Annotated in this window: 23 protein-coding genes and 1 tRNA gene; 5 read left to right on the plus strand and 19 right to left on the minus strand. The window is 62.6% G+C overall.

Annotated features, from left to right (window positions below; translation table 11 throughout):
• Nucleotides 1–3: 3 nt before the first annotated feature.
• From EIH26_RS08570 to EIH26_RS01420, 10 genes are all read right to left on the minus strand, one after another.
• Nucleotides 4–138: a hypothetical protein gene (locus tag EIH26_RS08570; RefSeq protein ID WP_255409457.1), complete on the minus strand. Its 135-nt coding sequence runs from the start codon at nt 136–138 to the stop codon at nt 4–6.
• Between the two features lie 85 nt (nt 139–223).
• Nucleotides 224–2,860 carry an ATP-dependent chaperone ClpB gene (gene clpB / locus EIH26_RS01380; RefSeq protein ID WP_124060428.1) on the minus strand — a complete coding sequence of 879 codons (2,637 nt, stop codon included), beginning with the start codon at nt 2,858–2,860 and terminating at the stop codon, nt 224–226.
• 119 nt (nt 2,861–2,979) lie between these two features.
• Nucleotides 2,980–3,372 carry a heat shock protein transcriptional repressor HspR gene (locus EIH26_RS01385; RefSeq protein ID WP_124061741.1) on the minus strand — a complete coding sequence of 131 codons (393 nt, stop codon included), beginning with the start codon at nt 3,370–3,372 and terminating at the stop codon, nt 2,980–2,982.
• A complete protein-coding gene (locus EIH26_RS01390; RefSeq protein ID WP_124060429.1) occupies nt 3,369–4,292 on the minus strand; it encodes a DnaJ C-terminal domain-containing protein in 924 nt (307 codons plus the stop codon). Before EIH26_RS01390 ends, EIH26_RS01385 begins: the two co-directional genes overlap by 4 nt.
• A 103-nt stretch (nt 4,293–4,395) precedes the next feature.
• Entirely contained in the window at nt 4,396–5,091 is a 696-nt protein-coding gene (locus tag EIH26_RS01395) for a nucleotide exchange factor GrpE (RefSeq protein WP_124060430.1), read from the minus strand.
• A gap of 5 nt (nt 5,092–5,096) precedes the next feature.
• Entirely contained in the window at nt 5,097–7,013 is a 1,917-nt protein-coding gene (gene dnaK, locus EIH26_RS01400; RefSeq protein ID WP_124060431.1) for a molecular chaperone DnaK, read from the minus strand.
• A gap of 280 nt (nt 7,014–7,293) precedes the next feature.
• The gene (locus tag EIH26_RS01405) at nt 7,294–7,482 is read right to left on the minus strand and encodes an ATP-binding protein (RefSeq protein ID WP_039688036.1); all 189 of its coding nucleotides are present in this window, start codon (nt 7,480–7,482) and stop codon (nt 7,294–7,296) included.
• Between the two features lie 176 nt (nt 7,483–7,658).
• Complete coding sequence (hypE, locus tag EIH26_RS01410; RefSeq protein ID WP_124060432.1) at nt 7,659–8,681, minus strand: hydrogenase expression/formation protein HypE; 1,023 nt, start codon at nt 8,679–8,681, stop codon at nt 7,659–7,661.
• A gap of 63 nt (nt 8,682–8,744) precedes the next feature.
• Nucleotides 8,745–9,173, minus strand: a complete 429-nt coding sequence (gene nikR, locus EIH26_RS01415; RefSeq protein WP_124060433.1) for a nickel-responsive transcriptional regulator NikR — start codon at nt 9,171–9,173, stop codon at nt 8,745–8,747.
• Between the two features lie 7 nt (nt 9,174–9,180).
• Nucleotides 9,181–9,435 carry a dynein gamma chain protein gene (locus EIH26_RS01420; protein ID WP_124060434.1) on the minus strand — a complete coding sequence of 85 codons (255 nt, stop codon included), beginning with the start codon at nt 9,433–9,435 and terminating at the stop codon, nt 9,181–9,183.
• A gap of 96 nt (nt 9,436–9,531) precedes the next feature.
• On the opposite strand from EIH26_RS01420, the gene EIH26_RS01425 reads away from it, so the two are divergent.
• Together EIH26_RS01425 and EIH26_RS01430 are read left to right on the plus strand one after the other, a co-directional pair.
• Nucleotides 9,532–10,059 carry a hypothetical protein gene (locus EIH26_RS01425; protein WP_241152724.1) on the plus strand — a complete coding sequence of 176 codons (528 nt, stop codon included), beginning with the start codon at nt 9,532–9,534 and terminating at the stop codon, nt 10,057–10,059.
• 368 nt (nt 10,060–10,427) lie between these two features.
• Nucleotides 10,428–10,973 carry a TetR/AcrR family transcriptional regulator gene (locus tag EIH26_RS01430; RefSeq protein ID WP_164470939.1) on the plus strand — a complete coding sequence of 182 codons (546 nt, stop codon included), beginning with the start codon at nt 10,428–10,430 and terminating at the stop codon, nt 10,971–10,973.
• 32 nt (nt 10,974–11,005) lie between these two features.
• Here the strand turns inward: EIH26_RS01430 and EIH26_RS01435 are convergent, their stop codons facing one another.
• The 4 genes from EIH26_RS01435 to EIH26_RS01450 all read right to left on the minus strand — a co-directional run bounded on the left by EIH26_RS01435 (nt 11,006) and on the right by EIH26_RS01450 (nt 14,448).
• On the minus strand, nt 11,006–11,749 hold the full coding sequence (locus tag EIH26_RS01435) for an ABC transporter permease (protein ID WP_124060436.1): 744 nt from the start codon (nt 11,747–11,749) through the stop codon (nt 11,006–11,008).
• Entirely contained in the window at nt 11,739–12,587 is an 849-nt protein-coding gene (locus tag EIH26_RS01440; RefSeq protein ID WP_206424648.1) for an ABC transporter ATP-binding protein, read from the minus strand. Before EIH26_RS01440 ends, EIH26_RS01435 begins: the two co-directional genes overlap by 11 nt.
• A 3-nt stretch (nt 12,588–12,590) precedes the next feature.
• Entirely contained in the window at nt 12,591–13,592 is a 1,002-nt protein-coding gene (locus tag EIH26_RS01445) for an ABC transporter substrate-binding protein (protein WP_124060437.1), read from the minus strand.
• Between the two features lie 133 nt (nt 13,593–13,725).
• Complete coding sequence (locus tag EIH26_RS01450) at nt 13,726–14,448, minus strand: amino acid ABC transporter ATP-binding protein (RefSeq protein WP_124061744.1); 723 nt, start codon at nt 14,446–14,448, stop codon at nt 13,726–13,728.
• A 328-nt stretch (nt 14,449–14,776) separates the two neighbouring features.
• Between EIH26_RS01450 and EIH26_RS01455 the strand changes: the two genes are divergently transcribed.
• Genes EIH26_RS01455 through EIH26_RS08640 form a run of 3 tightly spaced genes read left to right on the plus strand, consistent with a single transcriptional unit; the run spans nt 14,777 to nt 16,993 of the window.
• On the plus strand, nt 14,777–15,475 hold the full coding sequence (locus EIH26_RS01455; RefSeq protein ID WP_124060438.1) for a TetR/AcrR family transcriptional regulator: 699 nt from the start codon (nt 14,777–14,779) through the stop codon (nt 15,473–15,475).
• Nucleotide 15,476: 1 nt separating this feature from the next.
• On the plus strand, nt 15,477–16,223 hold the full coding sequence (locus tag EIH26_RS01460; RefSeq protein ID WP_124060439.1) for a ThiF family adenylyltransferase: 747 nt from the start codon (nt 15,477–15,479) through the stop codon (nt 16,221–16,223).
• Between the two features lie 17 nt (nt 16,224–16,240).
• Nucleotides 16,241–16,993 (plus strand): TatD family hydrolase, encoded by a 753-nt coding sequence (locus EIH26_RS08640; RefSeq protein ID WP_370453761.1) that lies wholly within the window; start codon nt 16,241–16,243, stop codon nt 16,991–16,993.
• Here EIH26_RS08640 and EIH26_RS01470 read toward each other — a convergent pair.
• From EIH26_RS01470 to ahbC, 5 genes are all read right to left on the minus strand, one after another.
• Nucleotides 16,953–17,028, minus strand: a tRNA-Glu gene (locus EIH26_RS01470). The genes EIH26_RS08640 and EIH26_RS01470 overlap by 41 nt on opposite strands.
• An 81-nt stretch (nt 17,029–17,109) precedes the next feature.
• Nucleotides 17,110–18,414 carry a glutamate-1-semialdehyde 2,1-aminomutase gene (hemL, locus tag EIH26_RS01475; protein WP_124060440.1) on the minus strand — a complete coding sequence of 435 codons (1,305 nt, stop codon included), beginning with the start codon at nt 18,412–18,414 and terminating at the stop codon, nt 17,110–17,112.
• 38 nt (nt 18,415–18,452) lie between these two features.
• Nucleotides 18,453–20,870, minus strand: a complete 2,418-nt coding sequence (locus EIH26_RS01480) for a radical SAM/SPASM domain-containing protein (protein WP_124060441.1) — start codon at nt 20,868–20,870, stop codon at nt 18,453–18,455.
• Nucleotide 20,871: 1 nt separating this feature from the next.
• The gene (gene hemB / locus EIH26_RS01485; RefSeq protein ID WP_124060442.1) at nt 20,872–21,864 is read right to left on the minus strand and encodes a porphobilinogen synthase; all 993 of its coding nucleotides are present in this window, start codon (nt 21,862–21,864) and stop codon (nt 20,872–20,874) included.
• Nucleotides 21,864–23,120 carry a 12,18-didecarboxysiroheme deacetylase gene (gene ahbC / locus EIH26_RS01490; RefSeq protein WP_124060443.1) on the minus strand — a complete coding sequence of 419 codons (1,257 nt, stop codon included), beginning with the start codon at nt 23,118–23,120 and terminating at the stop codon, nt 21,864–21,866. Before ahbC ends, hemB begins: the two co-directional genes overlap by 1 nt.

Below are 23,120 nucleotides of genomic sequence, written 5' to 3' on the forward strand. Positions count from 1 at the left end.
GCGCTACACCACGAACCTCACGACCGCCACGGCGATCATGCCGACGACGATGAACGCCGCAAAGAAGAGGACGAGCGCCATGTATCCGATCAGGGCGTCCTTTATGGCTTCGATGTTGTCGGGTTTACGCGTTTTCATGACTGCATTCTAATACATACACGGAAGGGCCCCTTGCGGAGCCCTTCCAATAAACGTTAAAAGCATGGCGGCAGGCGCCTTGGCCCTACTGCTGCAGCCCTTCGAGCGAATCGCAATCCAGGCTGACGGGCCTTTCCACACGGCACAGGTAGGAGCCTTCGGGGCTCGCATCGATGAACACGTGATCGCCGTCGAACAGCTCGCCGCGCACGACCTTCTCCGCGATGCGATCGACCACCTGGCGCTGGATCAGGCGTTTCAGCGGTCGCGCTCCGAACACGGGATCGTAGCCGTCTATCGCCAGGGCCTCGAGAGCCGCGGGCGCAACATCCAACGTGACGTGACGGTCGGCCAAACGTGCACGGACGCCTTCGAGTTGGAGCTTCACGATGGGCTCGATCGCGTTGATGTCCAGCGCGTCGAACACCACGGTATCGTCGATGCGGTTGAGGAACTCGGGACGGAACGTCGCGCGCAGCGCCTCTTGGATGGCGCGATCGCGCGTCTCTTCGTCGCCGTTTTCCTGAAATTCGCGAATGAACTGGGAACCCACGTTGCTGGTCATGATCACGATGGCGTTTTTGAAATTCACCACGCGACCCTGACCGTCGGTCAGGCGGCCGTCATCGAGCACCTGCAGCAAGATGTTGAACACATCGGGATGCGCCTTTTCGATCTCGTCGAGCAGAATGACGCTGTACGGGCGCCTGCGGACGGCTTCGGTAAGCTGACCTCCCTCGTCGTAACCGACATACCCCGGAGGGGCTCCGATCAGGCGCTGGACGCTGAACTTCTCCATGTATTCGGACATGTCGATGCGAATCATGGCCCGCTCGTCGTCGAACAGGTATTCGGCAAGCGCCTTGGCAAGCTCGGTTTTGCCCACGCCGGTAGGGCCGAGGAACAGGAAGCTGCCGATGGGTTTGTCGGGATCGGCCAGACCGGCGCGGCTGCGGCGGATGGCTCCCGCCACGGCGCTCACGGCCTCGTCCTGACCCACCACGCGCTCATGCAGCCTCTTTTCGAGATCGACCAGCTTCTCCATCTCTCCCCGCATCATCTTTTGAACGGGAATGCCGGTCCAGGTGGACACGACCTCTGCGATCTCGGACTCGGATACCTCTTCTTTGAGCAGGGCTCCGTTTTCCTGCCGCGCATTAAGATCGCGCTCGGCGGCCTCGAGGCGCGCCTTCAGCTCGGGAATGCGCGCATAGCGCAGCTCGGAGGCACGGGACAGATCGCCGTCGCGCGTCGCGCGCTCTTCTTCGAGCTGGGCGGCGTCGAGGTCGGTCTTGATGGTCTGGACGCTCTCGATGATGTCTTTCTCGTTGCGCCATTCCGCCTGAGCGGCGTCCAGGCTCTCTCGGGCCGCGGCGATGTCACGCCTCAGCGCCTCGAGGCGCTCGGCGCTTGCGGCGTCGGTCTCCTTCATCAGAGCCTGCTCTTCGATCTGCATCTGGGTGAGCTTGCGCGCCTGGGCGTCCACCTCTTCGGGCATCGAATCGATTTCGATGCGCAGGCGGCTGGCGGCCTCGTCCATAAGGTCGATGGCCTTGTCCGGCAGGAAGCGATCGGCGATATAGCGGTTCGAAAGCTCGGCCGCCGCGACGATCGCGCCGTCGGTGATGCGCACCCCGTGGTGAATCTCGTATTTTTCCTTGAGGCCGCGCAGGATGGCGATGGTGTCCTCAACGCTGGGCTCGCCCACGACCACCGGCTGGAAGCGGCGCTCGAGCGCGGCGTCTTTCTCGATGTACTTATGGTACTCGTCGAGCGTCGTAGCGCCGATGGCATGCAGCTCTCCGCGAGCGAGTGCGGGTTTGAGCATGTTGCCCGCATCGATGGTGCTCTCGGACCCCGAACCGGCACCCACGATGGTGTGCAGTTCGTCGATGAACAGGATGATCCGTCCCTCGCTTTCCTTCACCTCGCGCAAAACGCCCTTCAAGCGATCCTCGAACTCGCCGCGGTACTTTGCGCCCGCCAGCATCGAGGCAATATCGAGGCTGATCAGGTCACGATCCTGCAAACCCGAGGGAACGTCGCCCGCAACGATGCGCTGGGCGAGGCCTTCGACGATCGCGGTCTTGCCCGTGCCAGGTTCGCCTATGAGCACGGGGTTGTTCTTGGTGCGCCGCGACAACACCTGGACGGTGCGGCGGATCTCCTCGGAGCGGCCGATGACGGGATCGAGCTTGCCTTCGCGCGCCCGTTGGGTGAGGTTCTGGCCGTATTTGTTCAGGGCGTCCAGTTCGGGTTTGGCGTTCTGCTCGGTCACGCGAGTCGATCCGCGCAGATCGGAGTACGCTTCCTCCACGGTTCTGCGCGTGACGCCCTCGAGATTCAGCAGCCTTCCCGCATCGCCTTTGGCCTCGGCAAGCGCAATGAGCAAATGCTCGCTGGTCGCATAGCTGTCGCCCATCTTCTCGGCCGTTTTCACCGCACCGTCGATGCACTGCATCAAGTCGCTGCCGGGCATGGGAACCGGCATGCCGGATTGCACCTTCGGACGCTTGGCGATGGCCTCGTCCACGTTGGCGCGCAGGGAGGCCGGATCGGCCCCGGCGCGCTTGAGGATGGCCTCAAGGTTGCTTTCGGACGAATCGAGCAGAGCCTTTAGCAGGTGAATGGGCTCGATCGTGGCCGATTCGGATTCCGAGGCGACGCCCAATGCGTTCTGAAACGCCTCCTGAGCGGAAATCGCAAGTTTATCGAGTCTCATGATGTGCTCCTTTCTGGAGCTCGAGGTGCGGGACGGCAAGCGGTCGTCCCGCGATCTAAGCTCGTTGCTCTCGGCGCCGCCGAGGCTTGCGCAGCGATCGAGCGGCGGCCTGCTTTTGTCTAGGGGAGGCGTCTCAGCGCAAGGGCTCCCTGCCCGCTGCGCACAAGCGAGGCAACGTTCTCGCGCGTTTCGAGCTCGTGCACGCGATCTGCCAAGCGCCGCACCTTCTTATGCAGGTCGTCCAACTCGCGATCTCGCTCGTCGAGACGCCCCTGAAGATCGAGGATGCGGATGACCCCGGCCAGATTGATGCCCTCGTCGGTAAGCTCGGTGATAAGCTCGAGCCGCTCGATGTCGGCCTGCGAGTACATGCGGGTGTTGCCGCTGGTGCGCTGGGGATTCACCAGTCCCTTCTGCTCGTACGAACGCAGCGTCTGGGGATGCATGCCGGCAAGCTGAGCGGCTACCCCGATCATGTAGACGGGGCGGTTGCGATCGTCGCGGCCTCCTATTCCCATGGCCGGATTCCTTTCGTCTCGGCGGCGGCCAGGGCTTCGAGGGCCGACCTCTGCTCGTCGCTCAGCTCTGTGGGAACGAGCACGCCCACCTTGATCTTGAGGTCTCCCGAACCCGACCCCTTCACCCGCGGGGCGCCCTTGCCCTTGAGGGTAAGCACGGCACCATCCTGCGTGCCGGCGGGTACCTTCACGCGCACGCGGCCGCCCTCGGGAACGGGAACCACCACGCTTGCTCCCAGCGCGGCCTCGGAAATGCTGATGGGAACGTCGATGTGGACATCCGCGCCGTCACGGTGAAAATACTCGTGGGACTGGATCTTCGTGGTGATGAACAGATCGCCCGCCGCGCCCCCGTTTTCTCCGGGCATGCCACGGCCCTTGAAGCGCAAGCGGCCGCCATCGATTGCACCGGCGGGCACCTTCACCGATAGGGTCTCCTTATCGGAACGGCCGGGAACGCGCACCGTCACGCGCTTTTCCGCTCCCTTGAACGCCTCGTCGAACGTCACCGAAAGCGTTACGTTCGTATCGCGGCCCTTGCGGGCAACCGGACCGCGTGCGGTTCCTCCGAAGCCTCCGAAGCCTCCGAAGCCGTCGAAACCTAAGCCGCCGCCCTGGCGCAGAGACTCCAGTATCTCGGCCCAGCCCACAGTACCGCCGAACATGTCGCCGACGTTGCCCCAACCACCCGGGATCCCGTTGGCCTCGGCAGTTCCGAACTGGTCGTACATTTGGCGCTTCTTGTCGTCGGACAGAACCTCGTACGCTTCGTTGATCTCCTTGAACCGAGCCTCGTCGCCGCCCGCGTCGGGATGGTGCGTGCGCGCCAGCTTGCGAAAGGCCTTCTTCACGTCATCGGCAGAGGCATCGCGGGAAACGCCCAGCGTCTTGTAGTAATCGGGCTTGCTCTCCATGCTTCCCACCGCCTTTCTCGTATACCGCTGCGGTCTCGGGGCGATCGGGTCCGCCCCTTGGAAAGCAGGGGCGGACCCGCTCGATCCGCCCCTGCCGTTTCAGCTATTCTTCAACCTCGGGTTTTTCCCTTTTCGGGCCGCCCGAAGTAATGGTCACCATCGCGGGGCGCAGAACCTTCTTGCCCATGCGGTAGCCCTTCTGGTAGACCTGCGCCACCGTTTCGTCGGGAACCGCGGCATCCTCTACCGTGCCGACCGCCTGGGCCGAGAGCGCATCGAACGCCTCTCCCACCGGGTCTATAACCTCGAGTCCGGTCTTGCGCAACGTGCCGGACAGCTTGTTGCCGACCGCCCGAACGCCCTCCAGCAGCCCCGTCTCGCCGTTTGCCTCGGCGTACGAGATAGTGCGCTCGAAGTCGTCCAGCAGCGGAATCAGCTCGCCGACCAGCTTCTCGTTGGCGCGCAGCTTTTCATCCTCGCGCTGCTCGGCCATGCGGCGGCGGTACGTATCCCACTCCGCATGGAGTCGAACGTACTTGTCCTGCCAGTCGGCGCACTCTTTGCGTGCCGTTTCAAGCTCTTGCTCGAGCGAGGCTCCGGCTGATGCCACAACCTCTTCGGCCTCGGCGATCAGATCGTCTGCCGAGGGAGGGTCGGCGACGGGCGCTTCACCCGCCGCCCGACCCTCGGCCACCCGACTCGCGGAAGGCCCGGTACCGTCATCGACGCAGTTCGGGTCGGTTCCCTGAACGCCGTCGCGATCCTCGCGGTCGTCGGAGTACTCGTTGGGCTGCTCCATGAGAACTACTTCCCTTCTTTGCCGTCGTTATTGTCGTCAACGACCTCGTAGTCGGCCTCGATGGTGCCGTCATCGGCAGGAGCGGCCTGCGCGCCGGCACCGGCGGCTGCACCATCGGCTCCGGCCTGCGAGTACGCCACCTCGGCCAGCTTGTAACCGGCGGCCTGAAGCTTCTCGGAAGCAGCCTTGATAGCCTCGACATCGGTGCCCTCGAGCGCCTTTTTGGTCTCGGCGATGGCCTCCTCGGCCTGCTGCCTCGAGTCGGCCGGAACCTTGTCGCCCAACTCGTCAAGCGTCTGCTGCGTGGCGTTCACCAGGGAGTCGGCGTTGTTGCGCGTCTCGACCTCCTGCTTGCGAGCCTCATCGGCGGCGGCGTTTTCCTCGGCGTCCTTCACCATGCGCTCGACCTCGTCGTCGGACAGAGCGGTGGATCCCGAGATGGTGATCTGCTGCTGCTTGCCGGTGCTGAGATCCTTGGCGGACACGTTCACGATGCCGTTGGCGTCGATGTCGAAGGTCACCTCGATCTGGGGGATGCCGCGACGAGCTGCGGGGATGCCGGTAAGCTGGAAGCGGCCCAGGGTCTTGTTGTCGTGGGCCATGGGGCGCTCGCCCTGCAGCACGTGGATCTCGACGGAAGTCTGGTTGTCAGCGGCCGTGGAGTACACCTCGGTCTTGCGCGTGGGGATGGTGGTGTTGCGATCGATCATCTTGGTCATCACGCCGCCCATGGTCTCGACACCCAAAGAGAGCGGGGTGACGTCCAGAAGCAGGATCCCCTCCACGTCGCCGGAAAGCACGCCGCCCTGAACGGCTGCGCCCATCGCCACAACCTCGTCGGGGTTCACTGACATGTTGGGCTGCTTGCCGGTCATCTGCTTGGCAAGTTCCTGGACTGCCGGCATACGGGTGGATCCGCCCACCAAGATGACCTCGTCGATCTCGCCGGTCGACAGCCCTGCGTCGCGCAGCGCCTGCTCGACGGGCTTGCGGCAGCGATCCAGAAGGTCTTTGGTGATGCGCTCGAACTCCGCGCGGGTCAGCGTGTAGTCGAGATGCTTGGGGCCGCTCGCATCAGCCGTGATGAAGGGCAGGTTGATATTCGCCTGGCTGGTGGAGGAAAGCTCCATCTTCGCCTTCTCGGCGGCTTCCTTCAGGCGCTGAAGGGCCATCTTGTCGGCACGCAGATCGATGTTGTTCTCGGTCTTGAACTTGTCGGCGATCCAGTCGATGACACGCTGATCCCAGTCGTCGCCGCCCAGATGGTTGTCACCGGCAGTGGAAGCGACCTCGAAAACGCCGTCGCCCAGCTCGAGCACCGACACGTCGAAGGTGCCGCCGCCCAGGTCGAACACGAGGATCTTCTGATCCTTGTTCGTCTTGTCGAGGCCGTAGGCCAAAGCCGCCGCCGTGGGCTCGTTGATGATGCGCAGAACCTCGAGTCCGGCGATCTTGCCGGCATCCTTGGTGGCCTGGCGCTGGGCGTCGTTGAAGTACGCGGGAACGGTGATAACGGCCTGGGTGATAGTCGAGCCCACCTGCTTCTCGGCGTCGGACTTCAGCTTCTGCAGCACCATGGCCGAAATCTCCTCGGGGGTGTAGTGCTTGCCGTCGATCGAGACGACGGCACGGCCGTCCTTGCCGGCCTCGACGTTGTAGGCGATGGTTTTGCGCTCTTCGGAGGTCTCGTTGTACGAACGGCCGATGAAGCGCTTGACGGATGCCACGGTGTTCTCGGGGTTGGTGACGGCCTGGTTCTTCGCAGCCTTGCCGACGACGCGCTCGCCGTCCTTGCGGAAACCCTCGACGGAGGGGGTGGTGCGATCGCCTTCGGCGTTCACCAGGATTTCGGGCTCGCTTCCCTCCATAACGGCCATCGCCGAATTGGTGGTGCCCAGATCGATGCCAAGAATCTTTGCCATGATAACTTCCTCTCGTTGAAGTGTTGGTACCGAAGTAAGCGACGCTGCAACCGCGTCGTGAAAGCGATCTCGCTTCAGTTCGTAAGATTACTTTCGATGGTTTGCAGTATGAAATCTAAGTCGATACATGTCAAGTTTCTTCATAATTGTATTTCATATTTTATTCAGAGAAGTTATCAATTAATCTGCTATCAGGCAAAACAAGAGGCGGCCTCCGTTTCGGAAACCGCCTCAAATGTGTGCATAGATCTCAGTCCGACCGTATAAGGTCGCGCCGCCGCTACTCGTCCACGATCTCGGTGATGGCGCCCATGGGGCACTCTTCGAGGCAGTCGCCGCAACCGATGCAGCTATCCTCGTTCACGACCTCGGCGATCCCCCCGGGAACCTCGAGCGTCTCCTGCGGGCATGCGTCCACGCAGATACCGCAGCCGATGCACTCGTCAGCGTCGATGATAGGATGTGGCATAGCTAAACTCCTTCTCGTCTTGCATATTCCAAAGGCCGATACGACCCTCCCCGAAACTCTCTTGCGCAAGATATCATGCGAACCCCGATTTTCAAGGAAAGATGTGAAATTTCCAAGGGACGGCAAGAATACGCTTGCCAGCGCCTCAAAACCGCCGGCGGACGAACCTCGAGGAGCTAGCAGATACGGGGCAGCTGCTCGCCCACCAGCATGTCGAGGATGCGCGTACCGCCGATGGAGGTGCGGATAAGCGCCTTGGGGCCGCGCTCGAGCTTCATATCCCGCACCTCTCCGATCAGCGCCGCATCGCTGCCGTACCTGTCCGACCTCATAGCCTCGAGCGCGGCTTGGGCCTCGTCGGCGGGAACGACGCACACTATCTTTCCCTCGTTGGCAACCTGCATCACGTCGTACCCCAGCATCTCGCATGCTCCGGCAACCGATGGCTTCACCGGAACCGCATCCTGATCGACGACCATATCGACCTGCGCCTGAGAAGCGAACTCGTTCAGCGTCGACGAGATGCCCCCGCGCGTCGGGTCGCGAAAGCAGCGCACGTTCGGAGCCGCCTTCAAAACGGCGGCGATCAGGTGGTTCAAAGGCGCCGCATCGGTTTTCACGTCAGCGGAAAACGACAGGGACTCGCGGCAGCTCATGATGGTGATGCCGTGGTCTCCCAGGGTCCCCGACACGAGGATCTTGTCGCCCGGACGAATACGGGCGCCCCCCAGATTCACATTCGCGGGGATGAACCCTATGCCGGTCGTGTTGATGAACACCCCGTCGCCGTGTCCGCGGTTCACCACCTTGGTATCCCCCGTCACCAGGCGCACGCCCGCCTCGGCCGCCGCGTCCGCCATGCTCGCGCAGATGCGCTTGAGGTTCCGGATGGGATACCCCTCTTCGAGGACGAACCCGCACGATAGGTATTTCGGTACGGCGCCGCTGGTGGCGACGTCGTTCACCGTCCCGCACACCGCAAGCCTGCCGATGTCTCCCCCGGGAAAGAAGTGCGGGGAGACCACGAAGCTGTCGGTGGAAAACGCCATGCGCTCTCCGGACGCCGGAGCCTCAAGCACCGCCGCATCGTCTCCGCGCAACAGCTCTTCGCCCGCATAGGCCTCGAAGAACACCTCGTCGATGATGCGCTTCATCATCGAGCCCCCCGACCCATGGCCAAGCATCACCGTTGCATCCATGACTCACCCCCGAACGAAAGGGGCCGGTGCTGAACCGACCCGAACCCTCAAAACGCAGATGCCTTAATCCGGTTGCCCCGCATCGGCTGTGGTAAGCACCAAGCCGCCGTTTTTCACGCCCTTAGTTCCCAGAATGCGGTGCGCGATATCCTGCACGTCGGTCGTCTCGCCGCGCAGGATGATCACCTCGAGGCAATTATCCTCATCCATGTGAACGTGCGTGGTTGAAACCACCGATCCGTAGGAATGGTGTTGCACATGATGCAGCTTTTCCTGCACGTCGCTTGCATGGTGGTTGTACACGATGGTAAGCGTGCCCACCACCTCGACCCCCGGATCGGCCACGCGATCTTCGACGAGAGCTTCGCGCACCAGGTCGCGCACCACTTCGCTGCGGTTTTTCGCCAGTCCGCGCTTCGCCACCAGCGCATCGAAGCGCATCAGCAGGTCTTCGGGCATGGCGACGGAAAATCGAACCAGCTCGTTTCCCATAGCGGCGCTACACCAGGCTCACGGTTACGTTGGAAATGGCCTCGGCATCGTCTTCCAGCGCGTCTTTCGCGTCGCCCAACAGGGCGCGAACCTCGTCGAGCTTGTGCTGGACCTCGTGCAGCTTCTCTCCGGTAAGGGCGAAGCCGCCGTCGGCCGCCCTATGCGCAAGCGTATGCGACCAGCGGCGCTCGATTTTGATGTGGTCGTCGATTTGCTCGATCATCTGCTCGAACTGACCCGTGTTCACTCCGTTGGTGCACATAAGAACCTCCTGGAATCATCCCGTGCGGCCGCAACGACCGCATCTGATTGCTATCATCAGTTATACGGGCGCACGGGATTCCGATCAAGACTTGGTGTGATATTAAAATTGACCAGTAACATTTACAACATAAACCAGCGCGCGGCATGGGATGCCTTCTCCGCGCACCTTGCCGGGAGCGAGGCGGGCCTTCTGCTTGCGATAAGCGAAACCGAACTGAGCCCGACCGCTCGGCAAGCGCTGGACAACTCGGCGAAAGCGCTGGGATACGGCAAGGGGGCCTGCACGTTCGCATGCGTGCAACCTGCATCAGCATCGCAAGATACGCCCGGGGAAACAGCCGCCCCGAGCCTCGACGCCCATTCGCTGAAGCTTCTGGTGGAAGGAATCGACCCTTTAGCGCTGGTGGCTTCCGACGCCGCAGCGCTCCAGCTTGTGCAGCAAGCCTACCCCGATTCCACGTTCAGTCCGCGACAAGCGAACGCAAAGCGCGGTGCATGCTGGTTCGGGAGCGCCCTCGGAAGAACCGTCGTGGCCTTCGAGCGTTTCGAGGGGATGCTGGGCGACGCTGGCGACAAGCAGCACGCCTGGGCGCTTCTGAAGAAACTGCCGCACCTGGATTAACGCCAAGCGAAAGATAAAGGCGCCCCGAAGCTTCCTGTTCGGGGCGCCTCGCATTCGAGAGAGAGAACCGAAGCCCTGAGAGAGGGATGGGGCTGCGGCTAAGACAGGCGAATGCGGAATGGAGCGAGGGAGGGGGCCTCATCTCCAACTCTGCAACCCAGTATACGCTCTAATTATTCTTAGTCAAGAATAATTTAATCCAAGGAGCACCGAAGCATCGACCGAAAACTGGCCCCTCCTTGCAAACCCATTCCCACGACACCTATTTTCAACCGGTCGCCGGCAACGAACGCTCACGGCAGAACAAACCCGTCGTCGGCGCAGCGAGCTTCCCCCCCATCGTCGGTCGCATGCCTTACACTGGCTGCATGGATAAAACCGCCCGCACAAAGCAGAAGATCGAACGCGCATTCTGGGATCTGTACGCCCGCAAACCCGTCGAACGCATCTCCGTTCGCGAGATCACCGAAGCGGCCGGCTTCGCGCGCGGAACGTTTTACCTGCACTACCTGGATATCTACGACTTGCTGGACCAAGCCGAGCAGGCTCTTCTCGACGATATGGAGCGCTGCATCGATCGCTGTCCCTCGAATCCGGGAAAGACCGATCTTATCGGCCTCATGACGCGCCTTTTAACGCTGTACGAGCGCAACCGCACGCAAATCGTTTTGCTGCTGGGCGACCGCGGCGATGCGGCGTTTCGAAGAAAGCTGAAAGATCAGATGAAGCGTATGCCCATCTGGAAAGCGCACGATCCCGCACTCGATCTCTCGACGGGCGAGCGAGATCTCATGCTGGGTCAAACCGCCTCGGGCGTCATCTCGCTCATATCGGACTGGCTGGAAGACCAGCGCGGCGTATCGGCGGCAGAACTTCTGCATCTGATCTACGAATCGGCCATCAAGCGCGGGTAGCGAAAACCGCACGCCACGAATGCCGCGCGGTGCTACTTCCAGCGAAGAAGCCGCCTCTCCGCGATATCGAACAGCGCATACAGAACAACGCCGAGCGCCGCGAGCGCGATGATGCCCGCAAACATGCGCGGATAGTTCACCATCCCCCACGACTGCATGATGAAGTACCCCAGACCCGTCGATCCCGCGATGGCTTCGGCGAAGAACAGCACCGCGATAGCCGTGCCCGCGCTGATGCGCAGCGAGGTGAACACGGCGGGAAGCGTCGCGGGAACCACCACGTGGCGATACTCATCGAGGCGCCCCGCACCAAGCACGCGAATGGAGACGAGGGCATCTTCGGGGAGGGCCCGCACCGCGTCGCGCACGGCAACCAGAACCTGGAAAAACACGGTGAGGGAGACGAGCGCGATCTTGGGCGCATCGGCAAGCCCCAGCAGCACCAGCAAAATAGGCAGCACAACCACCTTGGGGATGGGGTACAGCAGGTACAGAACCGGAGCGAACAGCGCATCGATTCGCTCTGAGCGCGAGCAGACGAGCGCTACCGGAACAGCCAGCGCCGTGCCAAGCGCAACCGAAACCGCCACCCGATAGGCGCTTGTTGCGAAATCGGGGCCGAGCGCAGGCAGGTACCGTCCCAAAACCGGCACCGTCTGAAACGGAGTGGGAAGCGCGGGCGACTGGATGATGAGCGCCGATATCCACCACCCCGCAACGATGAAGACCAGAGCGGCCAGGTATCCGCCCACCTTGCGCAAGACGCTAGCCCTCATGCGAGCACCCGCCCTTTTCGTTAGCGGGACCCCCCGAAACCTCATGAAGCACAGAATCAGACGGAGCATCCGCACCGCTGCGCGGCCCGTCCAGCGCCGCGCGCACCTTTCTGCACACGGCGGCGAACTCCGAGCTGTCGCGATGCGACCGCGTCCCCGCACCCGAGTTGGCGATGTCTGCCACCAGGCGCCCCGGATGCCCCGACAGCACGAGAATGCGCTGCCCCAGGTACACCGCTTCTTCGATTGAATGCGTAACCAGCACCTGCGTATGCCCCGAACTAGCCCAAAGATCCAAAAGCGCGTCCTGCAGCTGCTCGCGCAAAAGCGCGTCGATGGCCGACAGGGGTTCGTCCATCAGAAGGACGTCCATATCGAGCGCAATCGCACGGGCGAACGCCAGACGCTGCTGCATGCCGCCCGAAAGTTCGCGCGGATACGCCGCCTCGAACCCCTCGAGCCCCACCTCGCGCATGGCCTCGCGACCGCGACGACGAGCTTCGGATCGAGCGACCTTGCGGATGGACAGGCCGACGGTCACGTTGTCAAGCGCCGTCTTCCAGGGAAAAAGACCCAGGTTCTGGGGAATCAGCGCCGTCGATCGGCGCGGTTTCGCCACAGGCCGCCCGCCCACCAAAACCTCGCCTGCCGTCGGGCTTGTCAGTCCGGCGATCATGCGCAGCGCGCTTGATTTTCCGCAACCGGAAGGTCCGATAAGCGCGACGGAAGCGCCCGCCTCGACGGAAAACCTCAAACCCGAAAGGGCTTCGGTTCCGTCAGACGGGCGCCCATAGGAAAGCGAGACGTCGTTGAACTCGATCCGAGGTGCTGAAGGCACGCGCTACTCCTTGGAAAACTTGCCCGTGTTCTCGTCGTAGGACAACGGGGAGGTCAGATAGCCCTTTTTCGTCATCCAAGCCAAAACGGGATCGATCATCGCACCCGTCGGCTTCTTCGCCATAGGATACTCGCTTATCGGATACGTGCGAGCCACAGACTCGGGAAGGTTCGCATTCGCTGCGAGCAGCGAACGATACTTCTCCGGGTCGCGGTTCACCAAAGCGGCACCGCCATCCCACACATCCTGCAGGGCGGCCAGAGCCATCGCCCCCGATTCGGCCGAAACGAAATCGGAGCGAACCGCCATGACGGACTGGGAGATGTTGTCGCCTTCGGTATCGTCGGCCAGGCACACGCACCCCGAAGCCTCGCCCAGCGCCAGCAGGGCGCCCGGCAGGGCCGCCGCCTTCACGTCGCCCGACATCATGGACTGAAAGCGAACGGGAAGCTTCTGAAGCTCCTCGACCTTGACCTGATCCTCGGGGATGCCCGCGCACTCCATCAGCTTGTCCATCACGTATTCCAGAATGGTGTTGGACCCAACCCCCACGGGAACCCCCGCCAGCTCGGACAGCGAGGTGATGCCGGTGTTCGGGCCGGTCATAATGCCGAATCGGCCCTGCTTGGCGGTCTCTCCCAACGTAACCCATGCAAGCTCGAGCCCCGTTCCGCTAGCGAACACGCTCGCCGAGACCATCGGATCGGTCATGGCGACGTTCACCGCTCCCGACGAGATACCGGCGATGAGCTCGGTGGCGGACTGGAACGCAACGACCTCGAACTCCACCTTATCGGCCGCAAGATCCTCTTGCTGGGCCACCCATAAAGGCAGGATGTCCTCGGTGGCCAGGGTACCCACCATCACCTTCGAGGGCGCAGAAGAAGCGCCGCCGTCGAAAGACGGCGCATCCTGCGGACTCGAACAGCCCGCAAACGCAGCAGCGCCCAAAGCCGCAGCTCCGATAACGAACGAACGGCGGGACAGCGCAGTTTCGATTCTCATGTAGGTTCCCTTCGGTACGTGCGCAGGCGCGCGGGATCGAAAAAGTCACGCACGTCCATGCTACCGAGGGACAACGGGCAACTCAATGAACAATCGGCACCCGAGTGTTCAGCGCCGTTGCGCCGCGCCCGGACTATTTGATATGTCCGATAAAATCGCGGGTACGCTCGGACGAGGGGTTGTCGAACACCTGCTGGGGGGTGCCCTCCTCGACGATGACGCCATCCTCCATGAAGATGACGCGATCGGCCACTTCGCGCGCAAAGCCCATCTCGTGCGTGACCACCACCATGGTCATGCCGGCATCGGCCAGGTTGCGCATAACATCAAGCACGCCGCGCACCAGCTCGGGATCGAGGGCGCTGGTGGCCTCGTCGAACAGCATGACGTGCGGATCCATCGCCAAAGCCCGCGCGATGGCAACGCGCTGCTGCTGACCGCCCGACAGCTGGGCGGGCAGGAAATCGGCGCGATCGGCCAGCCCCACGCGTTCGAGCTGCTGCAGGGCAACGCGCTCTGCCTCTTCCTTCGAGCGGCGCAAAACGCGCTGCTGGGCCAACATCACGTTCTTCTTGGCGGAAAGGTGCGGAAACAGGTTGAACTGCTGGAACACCATCCCCACGCGTTCGCGAAGCTTGTTCACGTCGGTCTTCGCGTCGGTGATCTCCTGCCCCTCGATGAAGATGCGGCCGCCGGTAGGCGCCTCGAGCAGGTTGATGCAGCGCAGCATAGTGGACTTGCCCGATCCGGAGGGACCGAGGACAACCACCACTTCCCCACGCTTCACATCGATGTTCACGTCGCGCAGAACCTGCGTCTCGCCGAACGATTTGGACAGATGCTGAATGCTAATCATGATTTCGGCGTCGGACACGACACACCCCTTCGAAAGCGACCCTCCCCTTCTGGGGAGCACCGAGATATTGTAAACCGACGCACTCCCCGAGCCAACCTCTGCGCGCGTATCGGCGGATAAAACGTCGGCGGCGCACGCATGCGCACCCGCCGTCAGATGAAAAGCAAACGGAACCGTGATTCCCCTTCATGCAAGAATCAGCCTACAAAGCGCTAAACTTCTGCTATTCTCTAGGCGATTATTCATTATTGCCTTACTCGCAGATTCAACGAACCGCTTGACGATCGGAATCGAACGCATACGAGAGGATCGGTTCAAAGGAGGCACCATGACTCGACGGGCCGGAGTCAACAGCGACGAGACGCGCGCGAACCTTATTCGGGCTGCAATCGAGGAATTCCGCGAAAAGGGCTACTCGAATTCTTCCCTACGTCGCATCTGCAACAAGGCCGGCGTCACGACCGGAGCTCTGTATTTCTTCTTCGATAGCAAAAACGATCTGTTCGAAAAGGCGATCGAACCCACCACATCGAAGCTCGTCCAAACTATCCAGGAAGGTTACGACAGCGAGTTCAACTCGGACGATATCGATCCGAGCATCGTGGGGAAGACCGCCGTTTCGCGGCGCGTTCTGGATATCTGCTACGAGAATCGAGAAGTGACCGACATCATCCTGGCCCATCAGGACCACCCCGCCGTCATCAAGTTGCACAAAGCCCTGTCTGACGTGCTGTCCACGCGCCTCGAAATACTCACCCGCCTTCTATACGACGAGGTTCCCGAAACCTCGATCCTCAACCACAACACCTTCTCGTGGTTCACCCAGACCGAAACCTTCCTCGGGCGCTACGTCTTGCAGCTCAACCTTCCCAAAGAAGAGGCCCTTCACCAGATCGACGCCATCATCCGCGTGCTGCGGTGCAGCATGGGCGCGCTCATCGAAACCGACGAACGCGCCGGATTGCTAAGCCCGAATAAGGCGCAACCCATCTACAAGGCTCTTGGTTACGCGAAGCGGGTCGACTAGCGTGACGGCGCGCCCACAGTCCGAACGCACCGAAAAACTGCGGGTCATCCTGGGGCAAGACGGCGTGTCCGCACTCGAAGCGGCCACCGTGCTGGTCTTGGGCTGCGGAGGCGTCGGATCGAACTGCATCGAATCGCTCGCGCGCGGCGGCGTGGGCGGCTTCGTCATCGTCGACCGCGACATCGTTTCCGCCAGCAACATCAACCGCCAGGCCATCGCGTTTCACTCAACCCTCGGGCAGAAGAAAGTGGACGTGATGAAGCGCATGATCCTCGACATCAACCCCGATGCGCACGTTGAAACCTACGACGACTTCCTTGTCGAAGAGAACATCCCCTCGTTCCTCGATCGCTTCAACGGCAACGTCGATTGGGTGATCGACGCCATCGACACCGTCTCGGCGAAGCTCGCCGTGGCACGGTACGCCTACGAAACCGGCATGCCGCTTATCAGCAGCATGGGCGGCGGGAACAAGCTGAACCCCGAGATGCTGCGGTTCGCCGACATCGGGGAAACGGTGAACTGCCCCTTGTGCCGCGTCATGCGAAAAGAATGCCGCAAGCGCGGCATCGGAAACCTGCAGGTTCTGTTCTCGGCCGAGCACCCCGCTGAAACCAGCGCCGCCGAAGGGGCCTCCCGCCGCGACCGGTCGGATCTGGGAACCATGTCCTACATGCCGCCGATCATGGGCCAGATGCTGGCGGGATGGGTGATGCGCCGCATCGTCGGCCTCGGCGAGAGCCGATGAGCGCCGAACATCGCGGCATGGAAAGCGATCGCCCGATTTTCCACGACGCGCACTGCCACCTCAACTCCATCGCCAACGCCGAACAGGTGGCCCGGCAGGCCCAGAGCGCAGGGGCGGGCATCTTCTGCAACTGCACGACTCCCGAAGAATACGAGATCGCCCGCGCGCGGTTCTCCCCCTACCCGGCAATCCGCGTTGGCCTGGGGCTGCATCCGTGGTGGGTGGACGACCCGGTTGAAAGCCAACTCGAACGGTTCGGGGTCCTTCTTCGGGACGCGCCCTACGTGGGAGAGGTGGGATTGGATTTCTCGATGCGGCATCGCGGCACCGCGCAAGCGCAGCGTCGCGCATTCGCGCGCATAGCCCGGCTTTGCGCCGAGGCCGGAGGGAAGACCCTGTCGATCCACGCCGTGAAGTCGGCCGGCGAAGCGCTCGACACCCTATGCGCCTGCGGGGCCGTCGAATCGTGCACCTGCGTATTCCATTGGTTCTCGGGAACGTCTGACGATCTGAATCGCGCCGTTGATCTGGGATGCAGATTCTCTATCGGGTCTCGCATGATGGAAACGAAACGGGGGCGCGCCTATGCGCGGTCCATTCCCCGCCACCTTGTTCTGCTTGAAACCGACTGGCCCATCCATGAGGGCGACGAGCGCACGTTCGACCAGCTGCAGGAAAATCTGGCATGCACTGCCGCACATATCGCGGAGATCAGACGGGAGCCGAGAATGGTGCCCCCAGGAGGATTCGAATCTCCGTTTCCGGCTTGAGAAGCCGGCGTCCTTGGCCGCTAGACGATGGGGGCCTGAAGAGTATAGCCAACCGGCTCGGCGGCGCGCGCGTGCCCGCGCACGCAACACCGAGCCGTCATAAAGTCGATTGAAAACTAGCGCGCCGCCGCCACGCGGAAGCCCTCGCGCGCCGCATCGACAAGCGCGCAAACCTGCTCGTCGGTGTGAGCCGCCGAAAGGAACAGCGCCTCGAACTGGCTGGGCGCTATGAGCATGCCCGCATCCAGCACCGCACGGAAGTACGCCGCGAACGCCTCGCGGTCGCTTCGGGCAGCCGTCTTCCAGTTGACAACCGGCCCCTCGGTGAAAAACACCGTGGTCACGCTGCCGAAGTTGTTAACGCACGCAGCGATGCCAACCTCGCGCGCCGCCGCGCGCAGGCCCTCCGTCAGAAGCGCTCCCTTGCGCTCGAGCTCGGGATACAGCGTCGCGGCATGGGCCTGCAGCTTGGTAAGCTGGGCCAGACCGGCCTCCATCGCAACCGGATTGCCCGACAGCGTACCGGCCTGGTACACCGGACCGGCAGGGGCAAGCTTCTGCATGAAGCGCTCCTTGCCGGCCACGCACCCCACCGGGAATCCGCCGCCGATGATCTTGCCGAACGTGCACAGGTCCGCATCGATGCCCAGCTTCTCCTGAGCACCGCCCAAGGCAACCCTGAACCCGGTAATGACCTCGTCGAATATGAGAAGCGCACCGAACTCGTCGCATAGGGCGCGCAAACCCTCGTGGAAGCCGGCGGCGGGAGGAACCACGCCCATGTTTCCGCTCACGGGTTCGACGATCACGCAGGCAACCTGATCGGGGGCCGCCTCGAACAACGCGCGCACGGAATCGAGATCGTTGTACGTGGCGATCATGGTGTCGCCGGCGGTTGCGGCCGTCACGCCCGGCGTGTCGGGAATGCCCAGCGTCGCCACTCCGCTTCCCGCGCTCACCAGCAGCGAGTCGCTGTGTCCATGGTAGTTGCCCTCGAACTTGACGATCTTGTCGCGTCCCGTGCAGCCTCGCGCGAGGCGGATGGCCGTCATGGTGGCCTCGGTGCCCGACGACACCATGCGCACTTCCTCGACGCCGGGAACCAGCTCGCATATCTTGTCGGCAAGCTTCAGCTCGGCCTCGCAGGGAGCGCCGAACGACACGCCCCTCTCAAGCTGCGCCCGCACCGCCCCGATAACGTCCTCGTCACCGTGACCGAAGATCATAGGACCCCACGAGCAGATGAAATCGACGTACTCGTTGCCGTCGATATCCCACACCAGGCTTCCCTTGGCACGATCGTAGAACACCGGATCGCAGCCCACGCTTCCGAAAGCGCGCACCGGAGAGTTCACCCCTCCGGGAATGACCTGCGATGCGCGGGCAAACGCCTGAGAAGACTTCGAATGATCAAGTGACATATCGTTCCTTTCGCGTCATCCACGGGTTCGATTAACCGTTACCCCTCAAAATACCTCATCGAAACTTTCTTGTACTCCCCCGTCGTCAAAAGAGCCTCGGACGCGTCGACGGAGATCCCCGCCTCGTCAAGCGCCCGCCTCATATCGGCGATCTGCCGGCTGAGATCCTCGGGCGTGCGCGCGTGGGTCATAGCGTACAGGTTGTAGCGCCACGTGTCGGCCTTCCTGCGAGCATAGCAATGGGTAACGTGCTCGGACTGCGCCAAGATGCGCCCTGCGGCATCGGTCTGGTCGTCCGGGACGTCCCATACCGTCATGGAATTATGCGACACGCCCATGACCTGGTGGCGAACCATCGCACCCACGCGCCTGATGGTCTTGGAGGCCAGCCACCCCCCCATCCGCGCGGCAACGTCTTGCTCGGTAATGTCGGTGCGCCCCAGATTCCGGGCGATACGCTTGACGATGGTGGAAAGCGGACGTTCGTCGAGGGCTCCGTCAACCGTGTGCAGGATGTCTCCTTGGGCCCATCGAACGATCTCGATGTTCACCGGATCGTCCGCATCAAACGGAAGGGGGTCGCACACCGGGACGGTCAAGACAGGGGCCTCTTTCTTGGGGGCAAGCCCTTCACGCAGCTCGCCCTGGGGAAGGGAGCCGGCCGGACCGTCGCCTTGCCGCCCGTCGTGCAGCAGTTTGGCATCCGCGAACCGCGTGGGCTTGCGCCGCACACGCGCATTGCCGTCCGACGACTTGAAGTTCACGCGGATCTTGTATTTTTTCGTGGACGGCAGATCCAGCACGTCGGCAACGCCGGTGCGCTGCGAGATCTCGACCAGCATGCGCTGGCGCTCTTCGACCGAACGAGCGATGACCGTAAACCACAGGTTGTAGTGGTTATCCCGACCGTAATTATGGGTGACCTGAGGATATTCGGACACGATAGCGGCGGCGGTCGCAAGCTCCCGCTCGCCCCCGGGCACCGAAAGAGCGCAAAGAGACGAGGCGTATCCCAGTTTGGGCGAGTTGAACGACGCGCCGACGCGTCGGATCTTCCCCGACTTGTACAGAGACGACACGGCTTCGATCACGCCGTCTCGCCTCAATTCAAGCGCCTTCGCCAGATCCCCCAAAGGATCGTCCGTCAACGGAAAGCCCTCCTGGATCGCATCGAGCACGCGATCCTGCACGTACTTTTTCGGCTCGTAGGCGCAATAGGGCTCTTCTTCCAGGTAGTCGCCGTACAGAGCCAAGGCGCGCGCACGGCACCCGCCGCACACCCCCTTGTATTCGCAGGCGCCGCACTTGCCCTTCAGCCGATCGTAATGACGCAGGTCGTCGAACACCGGAGAATGGGTCCAGATCTCGGAGAAGGGCGTTTCTTTGACGTTTCCAAGGTTCATGTCAAAATATCCGCACGGCTGCACCTCGCCCGTATGGCTGATGAACACGAAGGTGATGCCGCCCAGGCAACCGCGCGTCATGGCCTCCATGCCATAGGTCTCGGGCGTCACCTTGATGCCCTGCTTGGCAGCCTGTTGGCGCAAAATGCGATAGTACTGCGGCGAGTCGGTGGGCTTGAAGTGCAGAGGAGAGGTCTGCTGGCGCTCGAAGGCCCACAGCAGCACCTCCTCGTACTCGTCGGGCGTGAGCTCGACATCGATAAGGTCTTCTCCGCGTCCCGTGGGAACCAGAAGGAACGGATGGAACGCGACGGCGCCGGTTTCAAGCGCCAGGTCGTGCAACTCGTCGACCATCTCGTTGTTCATCTTGGTGACGGTGGTGTTGATCTGGACCCCCACCCCGTACTTCTGCATGTTCTTGATGCCCTCGAGGGTTTCCCGGAAAGCCCCCTCTTTGCCGCGGAACCTGTCCTGACCCTCGGCGTCGGGGAAGTCCAGCGACACCGACACGCGCGGAATGCCGTGCCGGGCCATCTGAGCCGCCACCTCCTCGGTGATGAGGGTTCCGTTCGTGCCGATTACCGGATGGAGGCCCTTCTCGTTCGCGTAATCAATGATGTCCCAGATATCGGGGCGCATAAGGGGCTCTCCGCCCGTCACGATGAGAATGGGATCGGTGATGCTGGCGATGTCGTCGATAACCGCCTTGCATTCGTCCAACGTCAACTCGCCGGGATACGGTTCGCAATGCGCAGCGGCGCGGCAGTGGTCGCACGCCAGGTTGCACGAACGGGTGATCTCCCAAGCCACGATGCGCGGCGCCTTGATGCCCGTACGCTCTTCGTACGCGCGAGCCGCCGGACCCGCTCCCGGTCGGTAGCTGCGGCGCGCCGTGTTGTCGCCCGGAGCCGCTGCTCCGGGATGCCCGCCGGGATGGCCTCCCGGACGTCCCGTCGGATGCCCCCCGGGATGACCCGAGACATGCGCCCTTTCGGCCCCCCGGGCCAAAGGGGCGTGGGCGCCGCAGCACGCGGCGCTGTGTTCGTGGGCCATATCAGTTCCCCTCCGCCAGCCAGCGAGCCGCCTCTTTGGCGTGATACGTGATGATCATGTCGGCTCCCGCCCGCTTCATCGAAGTCAGAAGCTCGAGCACGACGCGCTTTTCGTCGATCCATCCGTTTGCCGCCGCCGCCTTCACCATCGAGTACTCCCCCGACACGTTGTAGGCAACCGTGGGGAAGCGAAGCTCGGATTTCACGCGGCGCAGCACATCCAGATACGACAGCGCCGGCTTGACCATGACGAGGTCGGCGCCTTCGGCGATGTCGTAAGCTGCCTCTCGAACGCCTTCCTGGGCATTTGCGGGATCCATCTGATATGCGCGACGATCCCCGAACGCAGGCGTCGAGTCGGCCGCGTCGCGAAACGGGCCGTAGAACCCGCTGGCATACTTCGTAGAGTACGACATGATGGGCACCTGGGAAAAACCCGCCTGATCAAGCGCGCGGCGCATATGAGCCACGCGGCCATCCATCATGTCGGACGGAGCCACCATGTGCGCACCGGCGCGCGCGTGGCTGACGGCCTCGGCAGCCAGCCATTCGAGCGTGGCATCGTTATCCACCTCGCCCGCCTCGGTAAGCTTCCCGCAATGCCCGTGGCTGGTGTATTCGCACATGCACACATCGGTGATGATGTGCATGTCGGGCGCCTCGGCGCGGATGACGCGAACCGCCTCCTGCACGATACCGTGGTCGTCGTAGGCCTCGCTTCCGCACTCGTCCTTATGCGAGGGAAGGCCGAACAGCAGAACCGACCGTACGCCCAGACCAAGAAGCTCATCCATCTCGGGCTTCAGCATGTCGAGCGAAAGCTGGTGCACCCCGGGCATCGATGAGATCTCATCGCGCAGGCCTTTGCCCGGTTTGACGAACAGCGGATAGATGAAGTCGCGCACAGACAGCTCGGTTTCGCGAATGAACTGGCGAACCGTCTCGTCGGCCCTCATGCGGCGCGCGCGATAGGCGGGAAACCTGCCGTATTCCATTATCGGACACCCCCTTCGGCAACCGCCTCGCAGGCGCATCCGGCCTTCGATCCTGCGCCTTCGGGCCACGCGATCTCCTCGTCGGTGAGGTAGCACGCGGGATCCGACGCCCACAGGTCGCCCGTGGCGGCTTCGGCGCGCACGCGGAAGTTCCCGTTGCAGATGTCCAACCAGCGACAGGTCGCGCAGCGGCCCTTCACGAACGGACGCTTGTTCTTCAGGCGATACATCAGCTCGCTTTCAGGCGTGGTGCGACTCACGTCGGTCCAGATCTCGGAGAACGGGCGATCCTTCACATTGCCGAACGGGAAGTGGCGCCAGAATTGATCGGCGTACACCTCGCCATCCCAGCTCACGCTCGCAATACCCGCACCGGTCGAGTTGCCCTGGTTCCACTGGAGAAGCTGCAGCACCTCGGCCGCGCGCTGGGGATCTTCCTTCAAAAGCTCCAGATACACGAAAGGACCGTCGGCATGGTTGTCCACCGTAAGGATCTCGGGGCGGCCGCCGCGATCGAACCACGCGCGCGTGCGATCCATGATGAGTCGCACGGCCTGACGCGTTTCCTCGTGGCTGAGGTCTTCCTCCATAAGCTCCGAGCCGCGCCCCGTATACACCAGATGGTAGAAGCAGGCGCGGTTGATGCTGTGCTCTTCCATGATGTCGAACACGTCGTCGATCTCGCGCCAATTCAGCTTGTTGATGGTCATGCGCAGGCCCACCTTGATGCCGGCCTCCTGCGCATTGTTCAGACCCTCCATAGACTTGGCGAACGACCCGGGAACGCCGCGGAACCTATCGTGGGTTTCAGGGCCGCCGTCAAGGGAAACGCCCACGTACGACAAACCCACCTCGGCGAATTCGCGCGCCAGCTCGGGAGTGATGAGCGTACCGTTGGTCGAGATGACCACGCGCATACCGCGATCCTTCGCATAATGCATGAGCTCGGTAAGATCGTGGCGCACGCAGGGCTCGCCGCCCGAGAACAGCAGCACCGGCGCGCCGAACGCAGCCAGATCGTCGATCATGGCCTTGGCCTCTTCGGTGGACAGCTCGTCGTAGCGCTGCGCGTCGGATCCCGCGTAGCAGTGAACGCACTTCAGGTTGCACGTGCGCGTGCAGTTCCACACGACTACCGGCTTCTTGTCCTTGGAAAACTGCAGGAGCTCGCTGGGGAGCTTCGCCGACATGCGCTGATAGCGCAAGACGTCGGCGGGCTCGACCGCCCCGCAGTACAGTTTGGAAACTCCGATCAT

It is taken from the genome of Gordonibacter sp. Marseille-P4307 (assembly GCF_900604965.1).
In the GTDB taxonomy this organism is placed as follows: Bacteria; Actinomycetota; Coriobacteriia; order Coriobacteriales; family Eggerthellaceae; genus Berryella.